General features: G+C 49.1%; 18 protein-coding genes. 3 read left to right on the top strand and 15 right to left on the bottom strand.

Going from position 1 to position 16,545, the window contains the following annotated elements; genetic code table 11:
• Positions 1-51: 51 nt before the first annotated feature.
• Positions 52-642 (bottom strand): hypothetical protein, encoded by a 591-nt coding sequence (locus tag BUE76_RS12465; protein ID WP_073039941.1) that lies wholly within the window; start codon positions 640-642, stop codon positions 52-54.
• Positions 643-700: 58 nt separating this feature from the next.
• A complete protein-coding gene (locus tag BUE76_RS12460) occupies positions 701-1,108 on the bottom strand; it encodes a septal ring lytic transglycosylase RlpA family protein (protein ID WP_073039943.1) in 408 nt (135 codons plus the stop codon).
• A gap of 471 nt (positions 1,109-1,579) precedes the next feature.
• On the opposite strand from BUE76_RS12460, the gene BUE76_RS12455 reads away from it, so the two are divergent.
• Positions 1,580-2,185: a M15 family metallopeptidase gene (locus BUE76_RS12455; RefSeq protein ID WP_158069968.1), complete on the top strand. Its 606-nt coding sequence runs from the start codon at positions 1,580-1,582 to the stop codon at positions 2,183-2,185.
• Here the strand turns inward: BUE76_RS12455 and BUE76_RS12450 are convergent.
• The 12 genes from BUE76_RS12450 to BUE76_RS12395 form a co-directional block, all read right to left on the bottom strand.
• The gene (locus BUE76_RS12450; RefSeq protein ID WP_073039946.1) at positions 2,161-2,475 is read right to left on the bottom strand and encodes a thiamine-binding protein; all 315 of its coding nucleotides are present in this window, start codon (positions 2,473-2,475) and stop codon (positions 2,161-2,163) included. The genes BUE76_RS12455 and BUE76_RS12450 overlap by 25 nt on opposite strands.
• A gap of 350 nt (positions 2,476-2,825) precedes the next feature.
• Positions 2,826-3,821 (bottom strand): chorismate synthase, encoded by a 996-nt coding sequence (locus tag BUE76_RS12445; RefSeq protein WP_073039948.1) that lies wholly within the window; start codon positions 3,819-3,821, stop codon positions 2,826-2,828.
• Between the two features lie 134 nt (positions 3,822-3,955).
• The gene (aroA, locus tag BUE76_RS12440; RefSeq protein ID WP_073039950.1) at positions 3,956-5,248 is read right to left on the bottom strand and encodes a 3-phosphoshikimate 1-carboxyvinyltransferase; all 1,293 of its coding nucleotides are present in this window, start codon (positions 5,246-5,248) and stop codon (positions 3,956-3,958) included.
• Positions 5,248-6,258 carry a 3-dehydroquinate synthase gene (gene aroB, locus BUE76_RS12435; protein WP_073039952.1) on the bottom strand — a complete coding sequence of 337 codons (1,011 nt, stop codon included), beginning with the start codon at positions 6,256-6,258 and terminating at the stop codon, positions 5,248-5,250. Before aroB ends, aroA begins: the two co-directional genes overlap by 1 nt.
• A 142-nt stretch (positions 6,259-6,400) precedes the next feature.
• Positions 6,401-7,489, bottom strand: a complete 1,089-nt coding sequence (locus BUE76_RS12430; RefSeq protein WP_073039954.1) for a chorismate mutase — start codon at positions 7,487-7,489, stop codon at positions 6,401-6,403.
• A gap of 96 nt (positions 7,490-7,585) precedes the next feature.
• On the bottom strand, positions 7,586-8,425 hold the full coding sequence (locus BUE76_RS12425; protein ID WP_073039956.1) for a prephenate dehydrogenase: 840 nt from the start codon (positions 8,423-8,425) through the stop codon (positions 7,586-7,588).
• A complete protein-coding gene (locus tag BUE76_RS12420) occupies positions 8,422-9,651 on the bottom strand; it encodes a pyridoxal phosphate-dependent aminotransferase (RefSeq protein WP_073039958.1) in 1,230 nt (409 codons plus the stop codon). The genes BUE76_RS12425 and BUE76_RS12420 overlap by 4 nt, the downstream gene beginning before the upstream one ends.
• A 12-nt stretch (positions 9,652-9,663) precedes the next feature.
• On the bottom strand, positions 9,664-10,491 hold the full coding sequence (locus BUE76_RS12415; RefSeq protein ID WP_073040334.1) for a prephenate dehydratase: 828 nt from the start codon (positions 10,489-10,491) through the stop codon (positions 9,664-9,666).
• Positions 10,492-11,093: 602 nt separating this feature from the next.
• Positions 11,094-12,776 carry a DEAD/DEAH box helicase gene (locus BUE76_RS12410; protein WP_073039960.1) on the bottom strand — a complete coding sequence of 561 codons (1,683 nt, stop codon included), beginning with the start codon at positions 12,774-12,776 and terminating at the stop codon, positions 11,094-11,096.
• 147 nt (positions 12,777-12,923) lie between these two features.
• Entirely contained in the window at positions 12,924-13,151 is a 228-nt protein-coding gene (locus BUE76_RS12405; protein WP_073039962.1) for a hypothetical protein, read from the bottom strand.
• A 41-nt stretch (positions 13,152-13,192) separates the two neighbouring features.
• Positions 13,193-13,402 (bottom strand): hypothetical protein, encoded by a 210-nt coding sequence (locus BUE76_RS12400; RefSeq protein ID WP_073039964.1) that lies wholly within the window; start codon positions 13,400-13,402, stop codon positions 13,193-13,195.
• A 6-nt stretch (positions 13,403-13,408) separates the two neighbouring features.
• Positions 13,409-13,645 carry a putative periplasmic lipoprotein gene (locus BUE76_RS12395; RefSeq protein WP_073039966.1) on the bottom strand — a complete coding sequence of 79 codons (237 nt, stop codon included), beginning with the start codon at positions 13,643-13,645 and terminating at the stop codon, positions 13,409-13,411.
• 131 nt (positions 13,646-13,776) lie between these two features.
• Between BUE76_RS12395 and BUE76_RS12390 the strand changes: the two genes are divergently transcribed.
• Both BUE76_RS12390 and BUE76_RS12385 read left to right on the top strand, forming a co-directional pair.
• Positions 13,777-14,340, top strand: a complete 564-nt coding sequence (locus BUE76_RS12390; protein WP_073039968.1) for an RNA polymerase sigma factor — start codon at positions 13,777-13,779, stop codon at positions 14,338-14,340.
• A 1-nt stretch (position 14,341) separates the two neighbouring features.
• The gene (locus BUE76_RS12385; protein WP_073039970.1) at positions 14,342-15,445 is read left to right on the top strand and encodes a S1C family serine protease; all 1,104 of its coding nucleotides are present in this window, start codon (positions 14,342-14,344) and stop codon (positions 15,443-15,445) included.
• A gap of 176 nt (positions 15,446-15,621) precedes the next feature.
• On the opposite strand, the gene BUE76_RS12380 is transcribed toward BUE76_RS12385, so the two are convergent.
• Positions 15,622-16,521, bottom strand: a complete 900-nt coding sequence (locus BUE76_RS12380; RefSeq protein ID WP_073039972.1) for a nucleotidyltransferase family protein — start codon at positions 16,519-16,521, stop codon at positions 15,622-15,624.
• Positions 16,522-16,545 lie beyond the last annotated feature (24 nt).

The following is a 16,545-nucleotide window of genomic DNA, read 5'->3' as shown; positions in this document are numbered from 1 at the left end:
AACAGGCCCGTTCACTTGAACGGGCCTGTTTGTTTATGATGGGGACTTCATTTATAGCTTGCCAAAAATGCTGATACCATGTACAAAATGGTAACCGGCACTTTCGGTAACGGCAACACGGTATTGCGACTGAAGGGTAATAGCGGCTTCATCGGTGATCTGGAACCTGAAGCCTGCACCCAAAGGCAGGATGGCGCCATAATAACCCTGCGTTACCGTAACACCTACGCCACCACTAACAAAAGGGTTCATAAAGAATCCTTCGGGCAGCAGTTTGGCTTGCACTGATGCATCGGCAACAACAAAGCTGCTGCTGCGTGCCGTGTTTGGACTTTGTTGCAGGTACACCCTTCCGGATGCATAAGAAAAGGAAGCCGCAAAGTCAAGGCGGGGCTGTATGCCTTTAACATAGGAAATAGAAACACCCGGAGCCATGTCATCTATTTTTGCGCCTTGTTTACTATTGATGATGGAGGAAAGAGAATTCTGGCGGATGCGGGAAGCGGTGGTAAAATCAAAAAGGGAAATACCAAAGCCAAAATTTGCGGGCCTGATGGAAGGGGCTGCAGTTGTAGTTTCCTGGGCTTTTACCTGAAAAAAGCTGCCCAGCAGACAGCAAAACAATAAAAGGGAAGATTTCATTTGCGTGGTGTGTTGGTTGTTGGGATCATGTGAACCTGACGCAAATATCGAAAAAAGATTAATTGTCGGCGGGAGACTTTCTGCCCAGCACTTCTACCTTCACACGGGTAAGTCCTGCATTCGCATAACCTAAAATCTTGGCAGCAGTACCGCTCAGGTCTACCAGACGGTTCATTTTAGGGTGTAACCGATCGTTGGTACGCACCACTACCACTTTCTGGTTTTTAAGGTTGGTGACCCTTATCCAGGTGCCAAGGGGTAACACATTGCAAGCTGCCGTTAGGTTGCCCGGATCATACACATCGCCATTAGCGGTTTTACGACCCTTAAACTTTTCGGCATAGTAAGATGCCATACCGAAGAATGTTTTTATTTCAGGCATTGCTGATGCTGCAGGCTCTTGTGCCTGCACACGCGTGACCAGCACCAGCAGCACCATCAAAAAGAACCTAAAAAATGTCTTCATACGATTGGGGTTAATTTGCGTTGAACAAATTCCTTCCTCACTCAGTCTTCCGCTCTTTATTACCCTGCTCCGGCAATATTTACCATATCCTCCTGCCGGAGGTTCGTCTCGTTGAAAGGGTGCAAACTTAAGCCCTTATGCCCAGCCAGCCAGCTTTTAGGTGTTAAAATAACCCACCGGCGTAAACCAGGGGCTCCTTTTAAACCCGCTTACCTAAGCTAAGACCATTTCATGGCTACAGGAAATAATCTGCACATTAAGACAAAGCGGTATGCAAAAACCCTTATCATTTTCCTTTAGTGTAGCGTATGCCATTGGCAGTTATATACTGTTAACCGCAGTCCGCAACACTATTCATTCAACACTTAACTTACACACATGAACAAGGGCAGTGTTGGCTTTATATGTGGTGCACTCTTAACAATAATCGCACCATTTTTAACCTTTGCACAAGGCACAAAGCTGCTGGTTGTGGATAAATACAAAGTTTATAAGCGCATGGTACTGGCTGATAGTGTGGGTAAGATGGTGCCGATTGGAACTTATGATGGTATCATGTACCAACCAGTTTATGCTGGCAACAATAATTTTACTGGGCAAAGGCTGTATCCCAAACACCATAATACTTACCTGCGTATGCCTGCAGCAAAGGCATTGCTGGCAATTGCTGCAACCTTAAAGCAACAGGGTTACGGCATTATTATTTGGGATGCATACCGGCCTTACACCATAAGTAAAAAGATGTGGGGCTTGGTACCAGATGAACGTTATGTAGCCAACCCTGCAAAAGGATCAGGGCACAACAGGGGTATTGCGGTAGACCTAACGCTTTATATTCTCGATACAGGGCAGGAATTAGACATGGGCACCGGTTTCGATAATTTTACAGACAGTGCCCATCATGGGTTTAAAGGGCTGAATGCGCAGCAGCAGGCCAACAGGAACTTATTGAAAAAAGCCATGGAGGAACATGGCTTTACATCATTAGCAACAGAGTGGTGGCACTATAGCTGGTCTGGTAAAACTTTTCCAGTACTGGATCTTTCCTTTGGTCAGCTGGCTAAACTGACGGATTGATACTTTGCCGTTTTGTCATCAGCAGTAATATCGCCATTTGTTCTTATCTGCAGTTGCACCTGCGTGATCCATTCGGCACAACCTTTTTGAAACAGGTGCTCCTGTACATCATGAATTACTTGCATCACTTCCTTGTAGGTGCCTTCGAGCACGGTTTGAAATGCACTCACTTCATGCTTGATGCCTGAAGCCTGGATGATGGTAATGGCTTCATCAACCCATTCATAAGGATGCCGGTCTTGTGCAAGCGGTACGATCTGGATGGATGCGTTAACGATATAGTTGTGCATGTATTGAATTTTGAATAATAGCGTAATTGAAAAGTAATCAAAAACAATGGCAGGCAATCACGTAAACCGTTGATACAGTTTACACGCCTTGCCGGCAAATGAATAACCCACGGTTAAAACCGTGGGTTAATAGGGATTCAAATCATTCAAAACAAAATTCATAAACGACACAGTGGGCTGTAATGACTTCCGCCGCGGCGGATCAGCATCCTTTTCTATATTCTGTCACATGCCTCAGTATCAGAGGAGGTGCCGAAACAAGTTCGGCATGACAGTCTCAAATAGTGGCAATATTTTCTGCCACTGTTTTTTGCGTTGGTATGAGATCATTGAATTGAAAATGATTTTTCCTATTGAACAACCCTAGGCCGAACACCTTCCAGCAACATCAGGTCGGCCATGGCCATGGCAGCAACAGCTTCCAATACAGGCGGTACACGCAGCGCAATACAAAGATCATGACGGCCCTTGATGGAAAACTTCTCCACTTCACCAGTTTCCCAGTTCAAGGATTCCTGTTCTTTAGGTGTAGAAGATGTGGGCTTTATAGCAACCCGGAAAACCAGTTTATTGCCATTGCTGATGCCACCCACTACCCCCCCTGCATTATTGCTTTCGGTATGACCTTCCATATCCAGCAAAGTATCGTTGTGCGACACACCAAACATCTTGGCTGCCAGGAAGCCCGCACCAAATTCGATGCCTTTTACCGCAGGTATGGCAAAGGCTGCATGTGCAATCACTGATTCAACAGAATCAAAGAAAGGCTCACCAAGTCCGATAGGCAGCCCGCTTACCACGCATTCAACAATACCACCAACAGAATCTTTTGCATCAATAGCTTTCTGCAGCCCTTTCTCCAGGTCCTGCTCACCACCTATTTCGAGGATGGAAGCTTTTACATCAACAGCACCCAGCACCTTTTTTGCCACCACACCTGCGGCAACCAGGCATACTGTAAGCCGGCCACTAAAGTGACCGCCACCGCGAAAATCTTCATAGCCGCCAAATTTTTTGCTGGCAACAAAGTCGGCATGACCGGGACGTGGAAAAGACCGTTGCTTTTCGTAATCGCCAGAGCGAGTATTATTGTTTTCAAACAAGACGGTTAGCGGAGCGCCAGTGGTTTTACCCTTGAACACACCACTTTGAAAAATGGGCAGGTCGGCTTCCTGGCGGGGTGTAGTGCCTTTTTGCGTACCGCCCTTGCGGCGTTCAATATCGGTGGTAAAATCTTCAGGAGCGAGATCGATACCGGCAGGGCAACCATCGATGATAATGCCTACCGCAGGTCCATGCGATTCTCCAAATATGCTTACGCGAAAAAGTCGGCCGAAAGAGTTCATAGATTATTTTTTAAAAACCACAAAGACGCAAAAGAAAAAAGGAGCACTAAGCTGGATTTAAAAGACTTGCTATATAATGAGCGCATGTCATAAACAAACTTTTCCTCTTTGTGTACCCTTCTTTACTTCGTTTCTTAGTGGTTCAAAACAGCATCTGTTGTTGTTACGCTTGCACCCAATTGCGCGATATGGCTCCAGAACTGGGGATAGGATTTATTAACCGCTTCGGCACCGCTGATGGTCATGGTGCCTTCGCCCTTGAGCGCTGCAACAGCAGCTGCCATGGCTATACGGTGATCGTTATGCGAAGAAACTTCGGTGTTGGTAATGCCTGTACCACCTTTAATGATCATCAGGTCGTCCTGCAAATTGATCTCGATACCCATTTTACCAAACTCTTCCTGCAAAGTGAGCGCCCGGTTGCTTTCTTTATGCGTAAGGCGCGTAGTGCCCTGTATCACTGTAGTGCCTTCGCAATAAGAAGCAAGGGCAACCAATGGCGGAAACAGGTCGGGGCAGTCGGTAGCATCAAACTGGAATGCTTTGAGTTTGGATTGGCGGATATGGATTTGGTCCACTTCCACGCTCATCAAAGCACTGGCACTCATCAGGGCCTGCATCACGGCTTTGTCGGCCTGTGCAGATTGCAGGTCCAGTCCTTTTACCACCACATCACCTGCAATGGCGGCACCTACCAACAGGAAAGCGCCACCGCTCCAGTCGCCTTCAACGGTATAGTCGATCTTTTCCGCAGGCGCAGTAGCTGCAAGCGGCGGAAAATAAAAAGTTTCATAGTTGCGGTTTTCCGGTACGGGTAAACCAAATGATTTCAGCACTTCCAAAGTCAGGTCGACATAAGGACGGCTATTGAGGTTGGTAACATGGATGCCTACATCAGATGCACCGGCAGCGGCATAGGCAAAGAGCAAACCGGTGAGGTATTGCGAAGACAGCGAACCATCTACGGTAATGTTGCGGGGTTGCAAAGGACCGGTGATCTCCAGCGGCAGGTAACCTTCCCTGCTATTGATCTCCACTTCCAGTTGAGGCAGCACTTCATCGAAGAAGTTCATGGGTCTTTTTGCAAGACTGCCGGAACCAACAACCGATATTTTGCGGGAAGCCAATGCGGCAACAGAAGTAAACATGCGAATGGAAAGACCGCTTTCGTGGCAGTCGATGGTGTCGGCAACAGGAGCCACACCGCCGCTTTCCACTACAATTGTTTCACCTGCTTGTTGTACCGTTGCACCCAGTTGCTGGATGATATTGAGTGCCGCTTTGTCATCGTTGGAAACACCGGGATTGTGCAGTACCGAAATGCCTTTGCGCACCAGTGCGGCCGCGCAGGCACGCTGCATGGCGCTCTTGGATGCAGGCGCGGTGATGGTGCCTTTTATGCTGGAGGGTTGAACCGTTGCAATCATCAGAGATAGTTGTAAATAGTTTGAAGCGGGATTTTTTCTACCAGTGCCTTGCCTACTTTACTGAGCAAAACAAAATTCATATGGTCGCCGTCCTTCTTCTTGTCGCTGGTGAGCAGCTCGAAGGTTTGCTGACGGTCGAAAATAATTTCAGTAGGTAATCCATACTGCTGGATCAGTTGCTGAAGGCGTACAAAACCATTGAATCCAAGCAGCTCTTCGGAAAGATGGGCGGCGAAGCTCATACCGATGCTCACGGCATGACCATGTGGCAGGTTGTAAGGCGTTTCGATGGCATGGGCCAAAGTATGACCAAAGTTGAGCAGGCGGCGTTCGCCTTTTTCAAATTCGTCTTCCTGCACCACTTTTGATTTGATCAGGGCATTGCGGCGGATGAGTGCTTCCAACGCAGCCTTGTTCTTTTGAAAATGCTTGAGACTGGCAGCTTCAAGCTGCCGGAACATTGATACATCCTTAATAGCTGCGTGCTTGATGATTTCTGCAAAACCATTGCGCCACTCGCCATCAGGTAAGGTCTTGAGCAGGGATGCGTCGTACAACAGGAAACGCGGTTGGTTGATGGTACCCACCATGTTCTTGTAAGCACCTACATCAATACCATTCTTGCCACCAATTGATGCATCCACCATGGCCAATAAGGTGGTAGGCACAAAGCCAAAACCAATGCCGCGCATAAATACGGAAGCAATGTATCCGGTGAGGTCAGTAATAACACCGCCGCCCACACCCACCAGGAAACTCTGGCGGTCGGCCTTGAGGGCGATCAGTTGCTCGATGACAGCGTCTACTGTTGCCTGCACCTTGTACTGCTCGCCTGGCTTAAGTACAATGGTCTGGAAACCCTTGAACTTCTTTTGATGCAGATCAAAAAGGTGCTGGTCGGTAATGATGATGGTCTTCTTCTGTGGTACTATTTCCTTCAGCTGGCTGATGGAGGCTTCAAAGAAGTAAGAAACCTTTTGCCTGCTGAACTGGATCTTCTTTTCGGGCATTGAGGGGCGTTAGTATATAAAAGAGGTTTAAAATAAGCTGTTAGCTATTAGCTATTAGCTGTTAGCAGGGAGAAGCTAACAGCTAATAGCCAAAAGCCAAGAGCTATTCTAAAAAACAAACCTACAAACCTGCAAACTGAACCTAGGAGTTCAGCACCTTGGTCTGGTGGTTGATGCTCTCCAGGTGTACCGCGTCGAAATAGCGGGTGATGAAGTCGGCGCTCAGGCCCAGCTTCTCGCCCTTGGCGGTGGCACGCTGCAGGATCTCGTTCCAGCGGTTGGTTTGCAATACGGTGATGTTGTTCTCTTTTTTATAAGTACCGATCTTCTCGGCCACTTTCATGCGCTGGCTGAGGATCTGCATCAGCTCGTCATCCAGGTGGTCGATCTGGGCACGCAATTTTTCGAGGGCAGCGTGGTATTCTTCCGAAGCCACGTCCTCACGGCGCCAGGTAATGCTATCCAGCATTTCAGCAAGACGCTCGGGGGTTACCTGTTGTTTGGCATCGCTCCATGCATTATCCGGGTCGATATGGCTTTCGATGATCAGGCCGTCGAAGTCGAGGTCAATGGCTTTCTGGGCAACGTCCTGCAGGATGTCGCGACGACCGCAAATATGCGAAGGGTCGTTGATGATGAGCAGCTCGGGGTTGCGGCGCTTCATCTCGATGGCCAGGTGCCACATGGGGGCATTGCGGTATTCGCTGTTGCCGTAGGAAGAGAAGCCACGGTGGATCAGTCCAATGTCTTTAATACCGGCTTTAGCCACACGCTCAACGGCACCGATCCACAGCTCGAGGTCAGGGTTGATGGGGTTTTTAATCAGCACGGGCACCTTGGCTCCTTTTAGCGCATCGGCCACTTCCTGCACGCTGAAGGGGTTTACGGTAGTGCGGGCACCAATCCAAAGGATGTCCACATCAAAATGAAGAGCGTCTTCCACCTGCTTGGCGGTAGCCACTTCCACTGCGGTGAGCAGGCCGGTAGCCTTTTTGGCGGCTTGCAGCCAGGGCAGACCCTTTGTGCCAATGCCTTCGAAAGAACCGGGACGGGTGCGGGGTTTCCAGATACCGGAGCGGAGCACGTCTACCTTGCCGGTAGCAGCCAGGCGGGTGGCGGTGGCCAATACCTGCTCTTCGGTTTCTGCGCTGCAGGGTCCCGAGATGATCAGGGGACGCTTTTTCCAAACCTCCTCAACGGAGCGGGTTTGCGGGGCGGTTGCTGTTTGCATGTTTGTAGGTTTATAAGTTGTTGAGCAAGCTTTTGGCCTTTAGCTGTTGGCTGTTGGCTTTTCTTAGCTAACAGCCAACAGCTAATAGCTGACAGCTTACTTTAAAATTCTTTTTATTTTGTTCGCATTGGCCATCAATTCGGCCAGGTACTCAATATTCTCTTTTTCGAGGCATGCTTTGAACTTGCGCAGCTGGCTGATATGCTCGTTGAGCACGTCCAAAACATTCTCCCGGTTTTCCATAAAGATGCTGGCCCATGTTTCGGGGTTGCTTTTTGCCAGGCGCACCGTGGAGGCAAAACCAGCAGAAGCCAACTCGAAAATTGCGTCCTCTTCCCGCTCTTTTTCCAGCACCGTATTGGCGAGGGCAAAAGAGGTGATATGCGAAATATGGCTGACATAGGCCACGTGCACATCGTGGGCTGCGGCATCCATATACACTAGGTGCATGCCCAAGGTCGTGTAAAGATCTTCCACCAGTGTTACCGCATCTTTATCCGATTCTTCGCGGTTGCAGATCACGGTAGCGCGGCCTGCAAAAGCGTCTTTTACGGCTGCTTCGGGACCGCTGTACTCTGTACCCCACATCGGATGAGAGGCTACAAAACGGCTGCGTTTGGGATGGCTGGCAATCACTTCCAGCATGGCGGCCTTTGTTGAGCCCACATCCATCACCACCTGCCTGTCCACCAGATCAAGCACCCGGGGTAGCAACCCTGAAATGGCATGTACCGGTACAGCCAAAATCACCAAATCACTTTCCTGTACTGCTTGCTCGAGGCTATTTATGTCATCTACCAAACCCAACTCCAGGGCCTTGGTGGTATGGGTTACATTGTTGTCTACACCGATCGCTTTTTCAATCAGTCCCTTTTCTTTTAAAGCCAGGGCCATCGAACCACCGATCAATCCAATGCCAATTACTGCCGCTTTCATACTGCCACGCTCCTGCTTTCTTTGATGCGCTGTATGGCCGCATCCAGTTTATCAATGGGGCTGCACAGGCTGACCCGGATAAAACCATTGCCTGCACTGCCAAAGATGCCGCCGGGGGTAATGAACACACGGGCACCTTCCAGCACTTCATCGCTGAGCGCAAAGCCGTCGGCATAGCCTTCGGGTATTTGTGCCCAAAGAAACATCCCTACCTGTTCTTTGGAGTAGGTACATCCCAGCAGGTCAAGGAGTTCAAAGGCTTTAACCCTGCGTTCGCGGTAGTGCTGGTTCACCGAATCGTACCAGCTTGCATCGAGGCTCAGCGCTTTGGCTGCCGCCAGTTGCAGTGGCAGGAACATGCCGCTGTCCATGTTGCTCTTGAAGCGCAACACTTCATTGATCCGATCAGCTGCTCCCATCAGGAAACCTACCCGCCAGCCCGCCATATTCTGCGACTTGGAAAGCGAGTTCAGTTCCAGTACCACATCCTTTGCTCCTTCAATAGCCAGCATGCTTGCAGGCTGGTCGTTGAGGATAAAGCTGTACGGGTTGTCGTGGCAGATGAGGATATTATGTTTTTTGCCAAAAGCGATGAGTTGGGCAAACAGTTCCGGTGTACCCAATGTACCGGTGGGCATGTGCGGGTAGTTTACCCACATCAGCTTAACAGCCCCTCCCCGTCCCTCCCCGGTGGGGAGGGAGTTGGAAGCACCCTGCTGCTTATTTATTGCCTGGACCTGTTGTTCCAAAGCCTCGAAGTCGGGGAAATAGTTGTTTTCGGCTTTGAGCTCGTACTCCAGGCATTTGCCGCCAGCCAATTGCACCACGCTGCGGTAAGTGGGATAACCAGGGTTGGGAATAAGGGCATAATCCCCTTCGTTAAGGTAGGTCATGCAGATGTGCATGATGCCTTCCTTGGAGCCGATCAGGGGCAGTACCTCTTTGGCGGGGTCGAGGGTAACACCGTACCAGGTAGCATACCAGTCGGCAGCAGCCTTGCGCAATACAGGCGAACCGATATAGCTCTGGTAGGCATGGGTGTTGGGTTTGGCGGCTTCTTCCTGCAACACGCGGATCACATCGGGATGCGGTGGCAGGTCGGGGCTGCCGATGCCCAGGTTAAGTACCGGGTTGCCGGTCTTGTTCAGTTCTTCAATCTGCTTCAGCTTTTGCGAAAAATAATATTCGCCGATGCCATTCAACCTATTGGCTACTGCTATCTGCATGGTCGTATTCCGTTAAATGGTTTTTCCTTTTTTGTAAACACCGTACACATCCAAGGCTGCGGTTAGCGGCCTGATTTCATCCAGTGCCTGCTCCAGCTGTCCTGCCGATTCAAACTCCAGGTCCGCATGGAAGGCATAACGCCATTCGGTGCCGGGTATGGGGAAGCTTTGCAGCTTGCTCAGGTTAATGCCTTGTCCGGCAATGGCCGTGAGCACCCGGGCCAGGCTACCCTGCGAGTGGTCGGTATGAAAATGAATGGAGGCCTTGTCTGACTCGATCACCGGAAGGGCCATGTCTTCGCGCTGCACCACCAGGAAGCGGGTATAGTTCTTCTTCATGGTGTGGATATTGGGCGCAATCATGTCCAGGTCGAACAGGTCGGCTGCCAGTTTGGAGGCAATGGCCGCAATATGCTTGCTGCGGGTTTTGGCAATATGCTTGGCACTGAGTGCGGTATCTTCCGTTTCCACCAGTTTCCAATGGTACTTGTCCAGGTAATCGAGACACTGCTGGATGGCCATGGGATGCGAATGCACTTCGCGGATATCCTCCAGCTGCACGCCGCGGTTTACCAGCAGGTTTTGCTTGATGGTGAGGTAGATCTCCCCTACCACTTTGAGCCCGCTCTTTTGCAGCAGGTTGTAGTTGGGCAAAATGCTGCCGGCAATGGAATTTTCAATGGCCATTACGCCACCGGTGCTTTCCTTTTTGTTGCCGGCAATCTTTACCACTTCGCGGAAGGTGGCGCAGGGAATCACTTCAACGTCTTTTCCGAAAAACTGTTGCGCAGCCACCTGGTGGAAACTGCCTTCGAAACCCTGGATTGATACCCTGTTCATCATCTTGCTATGTGGCTTTGTGCCTAAAAAAAATCCCGGCCTATGTTAGGCCGGGATTCTATGTTGTTCTTTTTATTTCTTGTGGTTTAGTTAGAACAAAAGCTTCCCGGCCTCTTTGCTAAAGAAGCTAAAATAAAACCAGTAATAAGCTTTCGTCAATAACATGGCTTCGAAATTAAAGGACGTTCAATAAACCACCAAAATTTTTATAGGAAAATTTAGAAGATGAGTGAGGAGTGATGAGTGATGAGTGATGAGTTAAGAGTACTAAGTTGAAAGTTCAATGTTGGGAAAGCTGAATATGACTTTGAACTTTAGACTTCCAACATCACTACAGAATGAGGAGGGTTGCGCGTACTTTATGGTTGTCATGCCGGACTTGCTTCGGCACCCCCTACTTCATTCGTAAACTCCGAGAACGAAAGTAGATGCCGCAACAAGTTCGGCATGACATACCCTGTAGTTTCAGTGATAATTTTCATTATACAACTAACTATGAGGACAAAAGGTGGCACTAACCACTTTACTTGCTGCTTACAAAAAAGCAAAGCCGGACACTAGGCCCGGCTTTGAACAAAAAACTATAAACTAAAAACCTCAAACTATTTTCTCCTTGGAGGCGCAGAATCAGCGGGGTTCATACGAATCTTACGACCATGGAAGTTTTTACCATCAATGCTGCGGATCATCTGATCGGCGGCTTTGGGGTCTACTTCTACCCAGCTGTTCATTTCTTTCATATCAATGCGGCCGAGGGCATCCTTGCGGAGGTCGCTCAGGTCGAGGATAAACTGGAGGAAAGAGGCTTTGAAAAAGCCATCCTTGGTACCCAGGTTTACAAAAAGGCGGGTATAGTTGCCACTGCCACCAAACTGCTTGCGTTCTCGGGGAGCACCACCATCTTCGCCACGGCGGCGGTCAACGGAAATGCCTTCTCTCCTGTCGCGCGGATCGCGGCTGCGGATGTTAAGGTCTTCAGAGTTTTCATAGTACTTCAGGAAGCGGTCAAACTCCTGTGCAGCTACCATTTTCAGTACATCCTCTTTGCTTACATCAGCAAACTTTTCGATCAGCAGGGGCAGGTAGGTTTCATAATCGCCATGGCTGATATCGGTAGCCAGCAGGCGGTCCATAAAGTGGTTGAACTGCTTGCGGCAAACATCCTTACCATTGGGAATTTCCAGCTTGTGCATGGGCACCTGTATGATGCGCTCAATTTGCTTCAGGCGGAAAGATTCGCGCTGGTGGATGATGCTCATGCAGATACCCGTCTTACCGGCACGGCCGGTACGGCCACTGCGGTGGGTGTACACTTCCACATCGTCGGGCAGCTCGTAGTTGATTACGTGGGTGATGCCCGAAACGTCGATACCACGTGCGGCCACATCCGTAGCGATGAGCAGCTGCAGGGTTTTGTCGCGAAACTTGTTCATCACCTTGGTGCGCTGCTCCTGGCTCAGGTCGCCATGCAGGGCTTCAATATCATATCCCTCGCGGGTCAGCTTCTCGGCAATATCCTGCGCATCCAATTTGGTGCGGGTAAAGATGATACCATACATACCGGGATTGAAGTCGATCAAACGCTTCAGGGTTTCGTAGCGGTGCATGGCCTGGGTAATAAAGTACTGGTGGTCGATGCTCTTGTTGGCAGCGTTTACCTTACCTACGGTTACTTCAGCGGGGTTGTCCATATAGCGCTTGCTCACCTGGCGGATGGCCGGCGGCATGGTAGCAGAAAACAACCAGGTGCTGTCGCGCTCAGGCGTGTTTTTGAGGATGGCCTCGATATCTTCCTGGAAGCCCATGTTCAACATCTCATCGGCTTCGTCCAGTACAACATATTTAATTTGCTCGAGGTTGATGGCCTTCCGCTCAATCAGGTCAATAAGGCGGCCGGGTGTGGCCACTACGATCTGTACGCCACGGCGCAGGTCGCGGATCTGCATCGAAATAGAAGATCCACCATATACCGCAACTACATGCATAGCAGGCTGGTACTTCTTAAATAGTTCCAGTTCTTTTACAATCTGGAGGCAGAGTTCGCGGGTGGGGCAAATCACCAGGGCCTGCGGGTAACGCTGGTCGGCCTGGATGAGTTGCAGCAGGGGCAAACCAAAGGCCGCGGTTTTACCCGTGCCGGTTTGTGCAAGGCCAATAAAATCTTTGGTACCGGAAAGCAGAACAGGAACGGCCTGTTCTTGTATAGGGGTAGGGTTGATGTATCCGAGTTCAGTTACTGCCCGAAGCAGCTCTTCGCTTAATCCAAGCGATTCAAAAGTTGTCATTACGAAATTTTGCGCAAAGGTAACACCCGTGAGGGGGTTACAAATCAGGTGGGATAAAAATAAAAGTCTCCCCGGGAACGGGGAGACGCACTAAAGAATGCTTGCCATAAAATATCATGACCTCAAAATAGAGGTGTAATCCATTGATTACTGGGCAGAAGCGCTGTCAGTGGTAGTGGTACCGGTAGTAGCGGTGTCCATACCCATGGTACCAGCGGCGGTGTCCATAGTAGCACCCATGCTGGCAGTGTCAGGAGTAACGGTAGCAGTGTCTACAGTCAGGGCAGTAGAATCAGCAGAAGCACCGTTTTCAGCGTTGTTACCACAAGCTACCAGTACACCAGCGATGGCTGCGATTGCAAAGAACTTTTTCATGTGTCGTGTTTTAAGGATTTGTTGTAAAAAAATTAAGTCGTTTATTCTGTGGTATCATTCCGGTCGGCATCCAGTGCCGTATCCAGGTGATCCCGTACATCTTTATACTTTTCTTTGGCAGAGTCTGCCAGCACTTCGGTTTTGTCTTCAACTTTCTGAAGCACTTTGTCTACTTTTTGCTCTACATCCCTTCCTTCAGGTCCGCAGGCAGCCAGCAACAGTACCAGTGCAAAAGGCGTCAGCTTTTTCATACCCGCTTATTGAGCAGTGGCAGAATCAGCAGTTGTAGCATTGGCGGAGTCGGTTTTTTCAAATGTATCCTCCAGCCTGTTTTTAACGCTATCGGTAGTTTCTTCGATGGAATCAACACGCGCATCTTTAGCAGAGTCGATGGTTTCCATTACTGAATCCTGTACAGATTCGGTAGAGTCGCCGCTATTGCCACATGCTGTGAATATTACGGCCAGGGCCAAAACGCTTAAAATCTTTTTCATATTGGTTTGTTTTTGGGGTGACTACAGGCATTTATACCCGTAATGAAAAAAGGTAACCCGCATTTTTTAAAAAATTTTTTCTGCCGGGCTGAGGGTTACTATTTTTAAATTTTGGTATTAAATAGTGCACGTTGAAAGCAGACAATGAGACCTTATTGTTGAGGGGACTGGCAAAGAACGACCGGAAGGCCATAGAAACCATCTACCGCGAGAACTATAACCTGGTTCAGGCGCTGGTGGTAAAAAACAACGGCACTGCAGAAGATGCTAAAGATATTTTCCAGGAGGCCATGATCGTTTTGTTTGAAAAGGCCAAACAGGAAAGCTTCACCCTACAGTGCCAGTTGCGCACCTATATCTACTCTATTTGCCGGAGGCTTTGGCTCAAAAGGCTGTTGCAGCAAAACCGCTTTATGATTGCCGAAGACAGCGAAGTGGAACTGGCCCATGTAGAAGAAGAAGTAGAAGAACAGGAACGACTCAACACAGAATTCTCGATGATGGAAAAAGCCATCAACAGCCTGGGTGAGCCCTGCAAAAGCCTGCTGGAAGCTTTCTACCTGCAAAAGCGCAACATGCAGGATATTGCGCTCAGCTTTGGATATACCAATGCCGAGAATGCAAAAAACCAGAAATACAAATGCCTGGTGCGCCTGAAGAAATTGTTTTTTAGCCAATACAATAGCCAAACCTGAGATGGACGACATTAAATTACTTGAGGCGGTAGAACGGTACATCAACGGGCAGATGAGCCCTGATGAACGGGTGCATTTTGAGCAACTGCGCAAAACCAATACGGAAATCGACCAGTTGGTAGTAGAGCATACCTACTTTATACATCAATTGACGCATCACGACGAAGTGCGGCAGTTCAAGGCCAAACTGAATGATATTCATATCGACCTTGGCGAGCAGGGTATCATTGAATCCCCCAGACTGAAAGGCAAGGCCAAGGTGGTGTACCTGGTAAATAAATTCAAGCGCACTGCGCTAATTGCGGCTTCTATAGCCGGTATCACTACTATTACCATCAGCAGCCTGGTATGGTCGCTGTCGTCAAAAGCACCAGCTAAGGACATTGCCCAACTGAGCAGGAAGATTGAAGAACTGAACCGCAAAAACCGCGAACTCGATAAAGAGATTGATCAGGTTAAAACTACCGTCAGCACACCTACTACCATTATTTATAAAAAAGGCGGTACCGGCTTTTTGTTGTCCACCAAAGGACTTTTATTAACCAATGCACATGTGGTAAATAAAGCCAGCAGCGTGGTGGTGCAAAACAGTGCAGGTAAAGAACTGGCTGCCCGCGTGGTGTATATGGACCTGGCCCGCGACCTCGCCATCCTGAAGATCACAGACAGCAGTTTTGAAGCACCTGCTTCCCTGCCCTACGCCATCCGCAGGTCATCGGGCGAACTGGCTGAACCGGTATATACCCTGGGTTATCCCCGCAATGAAATAGTTTATGGCGAAGGCTACCTATCGGCAAAAACAGGATATGATGGCGATACCCTCTCCTACCAGATTGCCATTGCCGCCAACCCCGGCAACAGCGGTGGCCCCATCATCAACCGCAATGGTGAAGTAGTGGGTATGCTGAGCGCCAAGCAAACAACTGCCGAAGGTGTTGTATTTGCCACCCAGGCCAAATATATTCACCAGGCCCTCGACTCCCTGAAACAGGATACGGCTTACGCCAAAACAAAGTTGCCTGCAAAAAGCAGCCTCAAAGGTGTAGACCGCATACAGCAGGTGAAGAAGATTACTGATTATGTGTATATGGTGAAGGTGAATTAAAACACCCTGCTCACACCCCCTGTCCCCCTATAGGGGGAACTTAGGTCAAACGTAACGATAAAAAACAGCGCCCCTCTGATGCAGAGGGGCGCTGTTCATTTATACCTTTTTTACAATGGTATTTCCTACCTAATCAGGGTTTCCGGCCTAAGTTCCCCCTATAGGGGGACAGGGGGTTACCAGAGGCTCTGCGGATATTTTCCACCATCCACTAATGCATCCAGCTTTTGCTTTACCACGGGTGCATCTTCTTTATAGGTTACACCAAACCACTGTGCTGCGGTAGGTAATACCTTGATTACTCCTTTACCCTGCTTTACATACTGGTCGGCAGAATAGGGAATAAGGAATTCAGTTTTGAGTTCATTACCGCTTTCCCTCAAAAACTTGCGGAACTCATCCTGCAGGAAGGGGAACAGTGCAGGTGAGAAACACCAGAAGTTCATCGAAGCTTTCGACTCATCACCAATGGGATGCTTGCTGCCGTCTTCCTCTTCATAAACAATCTGGTCGCCTTCCTGGTACACTTTCAAACGCTCGTTGATCTGAACCAGGTTATTGTTTTCATCTACCTGGCACACACCACGGCTTACCGAACCATTTTCAGAAAGGGTATTTTCCAGTTGATAACCTACCAGCGCAAAGGTCTGGTCGTTGCAGCCATCCACCAGGAAATCGTAGGCTTTTTTAAATGCATCTTCACCATAAAAATCATCCGCATTGATCACGCAGAAATTTTCTTTCACCACAGGGCTGGCGCAAAGAATAGCATGCGAGGTACCCCAGGGCTTGGTGCGGCCTTCAGGTGCTACATGGCCTTCGGTAAATGCATCCATGGCCTGGTATACATACTCGGTTTGAATGCGGCCTTTAAGCTTGGGTTCGAAGATGGCTTTGAAATCATCGGCAAAATCTTCGCGGATGATGAACACCACTTTTTCAAAACCGGCCTTGATGGCGTCGTAAATAGAATAGTCCATGATTGTTTCGCCGCTGGGACCAAACTGTTGGATTTGTTTCATACTGCCATAACGCGATGCCATACCGGCGGCCATTATCAGGAGTGTAGGTTTCATATCGTTTTTTATAATTGGAGACGA

It is taken from the genome of Cnuella takakiae, from assembly GCF_001953305.1.
GTDB classification, from domain to species: Bacteria; Bacteroidota; Bacteroidia; order Chitinophagales; family Chitinophagaceae; genus Flavisolibacter; species Flavisolibacter takakiae.
This window is presented reverse-complemented; position numbering and strand designations above follow the sequence as displayed.